This window comes from Mycoplasma sp. 4423, from assembly GCF_054353855.1.
On the sequence record NZ_JBTHHJ010000028.1, the window covers coordinates 1 to 4,826 of the forward strand.

4 protein-coding genes are annotated in these 4,826 nt (G+C 24.8%); all 4 read left to right on the forward strand.

What is annotated here, in order from left to right:
- On the forward strand, positions 1 to 263 hold a 263-nt coding region (locus ACXYRN_RS04150; RefSeq protein ID WP_458607771.1), incomplete at its 5' end, for a hypothetical protein.
- A complete protein-coding gene (locus tag ACXYRN_RS04155; RefSeq protein ID WP_458607772.1) occupies positions 238 to 1,644 on the forward strand; it encodes a hypothetical protein in 1,407 nt (468 codons plus the stop codon). The genes ACXYRN_RS04150 and ACXYRN_RS04155, both read left to right, overlap by 26 nt.
- A gap of 229 nt (positions 1,645 to 1,873) precedes the next feature.
- Positions 1,874 to 3,889: a S8 family serine peptidase gene (locus ACXYRN_RS04160; protein WP_458607773.1), complete on the forward strand. Its 2,016-nt coding sequence runs from the start codon at positions 1,874 to 1,876 to the stop codon at positions 3,887 to 3,889.
- Between the two features lies 1 nt (position 3,890).
- On the forward strand, positions 3,891 to 4,646 hold the full coding sequence (locus ACXYRN_RS04165; protein WP_458607774.1) for a hypothetical protein: 756 nt from the start codon (positions 3,891 to 3,893) through the stop codon (positions 4,644 to 4,646).
- The last annotated feature ends 180 nt before the right edge of the window (positions 4,647 to 4,826 follow it).

Genomic DNA, 4,826 nt, shown 5'->3' on the forward strand with positions numbered 1-4,826 from the left:
GTTTGCTATGCAAAAAAAATGCAATAAAAAATCCTGTATTTCCAGAAATACAGGACTTATCACTTCAAGAATTTGTTGATGGTAAATGAATTACTGTTGATACTTCTAATTCAAACGATTCAAATGATGAACTTATAGAATATAAAGTAAATCACGACGGAGTTTTTAGGTTATTAGTTACAGGTTTTTGAAGTTCTTTTTACAAATATTCAATAAAGGATTTAATAGCATTTACATATGTCATTCAAAAAGAAAATAATTAGATTTCTAATCACTTCCTTACCAATATACACTTCTGTGTCTGTTGCATGTGGATCTAAGGTTGAAGTTAATAAGGGATCGGAAAATAAACAAGAAACTTTACCTAAAATACAGTTAAGCGAACCTGAATATCTAGAAAGTATTAACTTAAAAACTCCTTTCTTTGTGAATCTTATTAAATTGAAGCAACAGCAACAGAGCATTATAACTTCTAATAGTGTTTTATTTGACCAATTTATATTACAACTTTTTAACAAACGAAATCGTAATGAAAAACGATTTAATTCTAATTTTAAATTTATAAAAGATGATTTTCTCCGTATTAAAACTGAGCAAGATTTTTATATGAATATCGTCTCCCTTATTAACAATTTGTATACTTATCTGGGTTTAAATAAAACTTTAACAGACAAGCAAATAGTAGAAATATTTGAAAATGATTTTTTAAATAACAAAAATATAAGTAATATTCTTAAAGATAACGATATTATAATAACTGAACAAAAAGATAATTGAAGTTCATTTGGATACGATTATATTCTTATAGATGAAGATAAATCAAATATAGATGTTGTTTATGCTCTAAAAGCAGAACCATATTATATAAATAATAGAGTATCATTAGTTTCAACTACCGATCTTAGACCAAACAGACATATATTTTCAGCATTTTTAGTACCCAAAGATAAGGAATTTGCTCTTTTAAAAACAGACAAAGAACAAAACGAAAAATTACTTTCTGCTTTATATAAAGAAGCAGATTTTATTTATATAAATAAAGAAGATAATATAGAGCATTTAATTACATCTGTAAGCAATAATCAATCTGAGATTTATAAAGAAATTAATTTTTTAGGTAAATTGACTAATGAAACAATTTCAGACTGAGAATTGAATCAAGGTATCAAAATTATCACAAATATAGATGAATTTTATCAACTTATTATCACTCCTTTACAAATTCTTGCTGCGAAACAAAATTTTCTTATTACTCCCGATGAACTTACAACAAAATTTGAAAAAATATTTTTAAATAATCAAAAAATTATTGATATTTTAAAAAACAACAGACTTCTTTTTTATACGCAATTATTCAGCACTCTTGGAGATTATTTTAAAACGCCATCACATATACTAAAATTAAATGAAAATAATAACGAAAAATCTGTTTCCTTAGGTTTAATAAATGCATCGTTATTTAGTTATAATTTCACTATCAATCCAGATAAAAGCGATAAGAATCAAAACCAAATTAAACTTTTTTATAATATTATCTTAATACCAAATGATTATAAGTTAAATATAAAAACTGTATTAAGCTTTAAGGAAGCAAATGACTTTTTGGTTAGAGAGAACAAAACCATAAAAGTAATAAAAAAGTAAATTTTCTTATGTAGGACACCGAGGCCTACCTTAAACATAAACCATTGATTAAAAAACTAATTTACACAAAAATTTTTATACTCAATTATTGAAACTTCTTTTTCACAGATTTTGCACATTTTCTAAGTTTTTCACAAAATTTTTTTGAAATTTCTCCCTTTTTATGTAGAATAAGAATGTAAAAAATTAAAGAGAAATTTATTTCTTACTAAAACATAAAAGGAGCAATATGAAAAAGCAAATTAAAAAAATATTTTTATTTAGTAGTATTTTAACTACATCAGTTGCTAGTATAGCAACATTAACAACTACAAATGTATTAAAAAATCAAGTAAAACCTTGATATTTAGGATATCAAAATAATAAATTAGAAGTTCGTATAAATAAAAACGGACAACTTTTTAACTCAGTGAGGAATGTTCCTGTAAACAATAATTATGAATTAAAACTTTTATTGAATTATGAAGCAAACAATTCAGTAATAGATGAAAACTGAACTGTCCAAAAAAATAATGAATTCATAGAAAACATTAAAAAATCAAATTTATATTTCAAAAGCTATCAAACAAGCTCAATGATGCCAATAGTTTGATTCTATTTTGATAACGAAAATCAAAGAAAAGACTTTATCAAAAGCATTATATATAAAAAAGAAATTTATAAAGGTATTGTATTTCCAAACGAAATACAAAATATTCAATTATTTAATACAGATAATTTAGATAATGAAAAAGAAGAAGAATCAGATGTTTATTATAATCGTGATATTACAATAGATAATTCAAAAGACTTAGACATAGTAAACTTTAAAAAACAAATAGAAAGAGAAAATAGCAGATATTGAAATAAAAAAGGAAATGTTGGTGTTATAGAAGTTAATGGAAGTGTCGATTTGTTAAAATTACAAAATTTCCAGAGATATGGCATAGAATTTCAAGATACAGTTAAAAATATCGAGAAAAGTCACCATGCAAACGAAGTTTCTAATATTACAGCAGGTGAAAAAGGATATGATAGATATTCAAAACTTTTCTTTTCATCATTTACTAAAAATGCCGAATGACAAAAAACTATTGAATGAATGGTTAAAGAAAAAGGTGTAAGAGTTATAAATCATAGTTATGGCATGAAATATGATGACGAATGAACAAAATACGATGAAGATAATTTATTTTTAGACTATATTTCTAGAAAATATGGAGTTGTAAACATATTTGCATCTGGAAACGGAAATGATGAAAAAGAAAAAGAAAACGAATGATTAAACGGTTATACACTTTCACCTAATAACTTAATAGTAGGGGCACTTGATTTTAACGAATTCACACAAAAACCTACTGAATCAATAGCAGAATATTCTAATTATTTATTACAAAATGGCTATGTTTCCACTTCTAAACCTAATGTGGTTGCTCCAGGGTATTTATATAAAAGATGACATAAAAATAGTAAAGGTGAGTGAAATTATTTAGATACACTTGGTACAAGTTTTGCATCTCCTGTTGTTACAGGTCTAGTTTCAACATTATTAAGAGAAAGAGATTTCTTAAACAAAGACAAAATTAGATTACAATCAATTAAAGCAATTATAGGTGCTTCATCCAGAACTCCAAAAGTAAATAATCTTAACTACAAAGCAAATGGGTATACTCAAAAATATGGTTCTGGTATTATAGATTTTGAAAATATGCTAGAAGCTGCAGATAATTTAGTAACTAAAGAAGTTTCAAAATCCGATAATGATTTTGTTTTATGAACTAGTTCCTTTTATGTTCCAAAAGGTAAAAAAATTAAAGGAGCAAGTTCTTGATTGTTTAATGCTGGTTTATTAGAGACACCTGAAAATTCACCAAGTTACAATGCAAATGTAAATTGATGATGGTTTTTAGGGATTTTAGGTGGTGTTATAGCTAATTCAGTTGAAGGAGCAAGATTATCAAAGGAAAAAGCAGAATGAAATAAATATCATATTAGTGAAGAAAGATTGAATTTAAAAACACTAAAACAAAAACAAGATAATAAGATGTTTTCTGATTATGATTTATATTTAGAAAAAAAAGATAGTAATGGTAATTGAAATGTAGTTAAAAGTATTACATCAAGCAGCTCTAATGATGAGTTACTTGAGTATATTACTACTGAAGCAGGATATTATAGATTAAAAGTTAAAAAATATTCAGGTGTGCTATTTGATAATTCGATCAATGATAGTTTAGCATTAACATATACAGTGCAGGAAAAATAGTATGAAGAATTTTATAAAAAAATGAATTTTTCCTTTTTCTGCATTAACACCTTTAATTGTTGCTAGTTGTGCAAGTAGCAGTAACAAAGAATATTTTGATTATAATTTAATAAAATTTAATGGTATTGTTAGAAAATATAAAGAGCAAAATAGCATTGAAAATATTTATGAAAACTACTTCTATTATATGTGAGAAAATAACAAAGAAAATGCTGGTGAATTTCATTCTTTATTCAGAGATAAATATGTTTTTATTAAATCAGTAGATGAACTTAATCAATTATTTTTAGATAAATTTAATTTAAATTATGTTAAGAAATATTATCAAACATTTAAAGATAAAGTTAATTTTGATATTAATACTCTAACAGATGAAAAACTAAAACAAATGAACAAAGAAGAGTTTCAAAAGATTTATTTAAATAATGAAGATATTGATGAATTCTTTAAGACTAAAAATTTGTTAATGTATGAAACAGGAAATAAAAATTCTGGATTTTCTCAATATAACTTAGTCCCAGATTATAAAAGAGAAGATACAATGCATCATTTATATTTTTGACTGATAAATTTAGAGCAATTAGGTGTTAAATACAAAGCTGAAGAAAGTTCACAAAAAACCCGTATAACTATGAATGTAAAATATATTGATAAATCTAAGGCTATCACTGTTAATAAGAATCCAAGCGATCAGCAAGTAAGGGATCTTTTTGAATATTTATGAAACGAAATAAGCTTAGCAACTTCAGATGTCTAATAATTTAACATAAAGCATACATACAAGAAAGTATAAAACCAGCAGTTTTTAACTTTGAATCGTCATAGCAAATTGCTGTGGCAATTTTTAATTTAAATTTGTTTGCGTTTTTTATTCATTATATCCCTGAATTTCCCACTTTAATGTATTAAAAAATCGTTTAAGCCTTAAACATAGGCA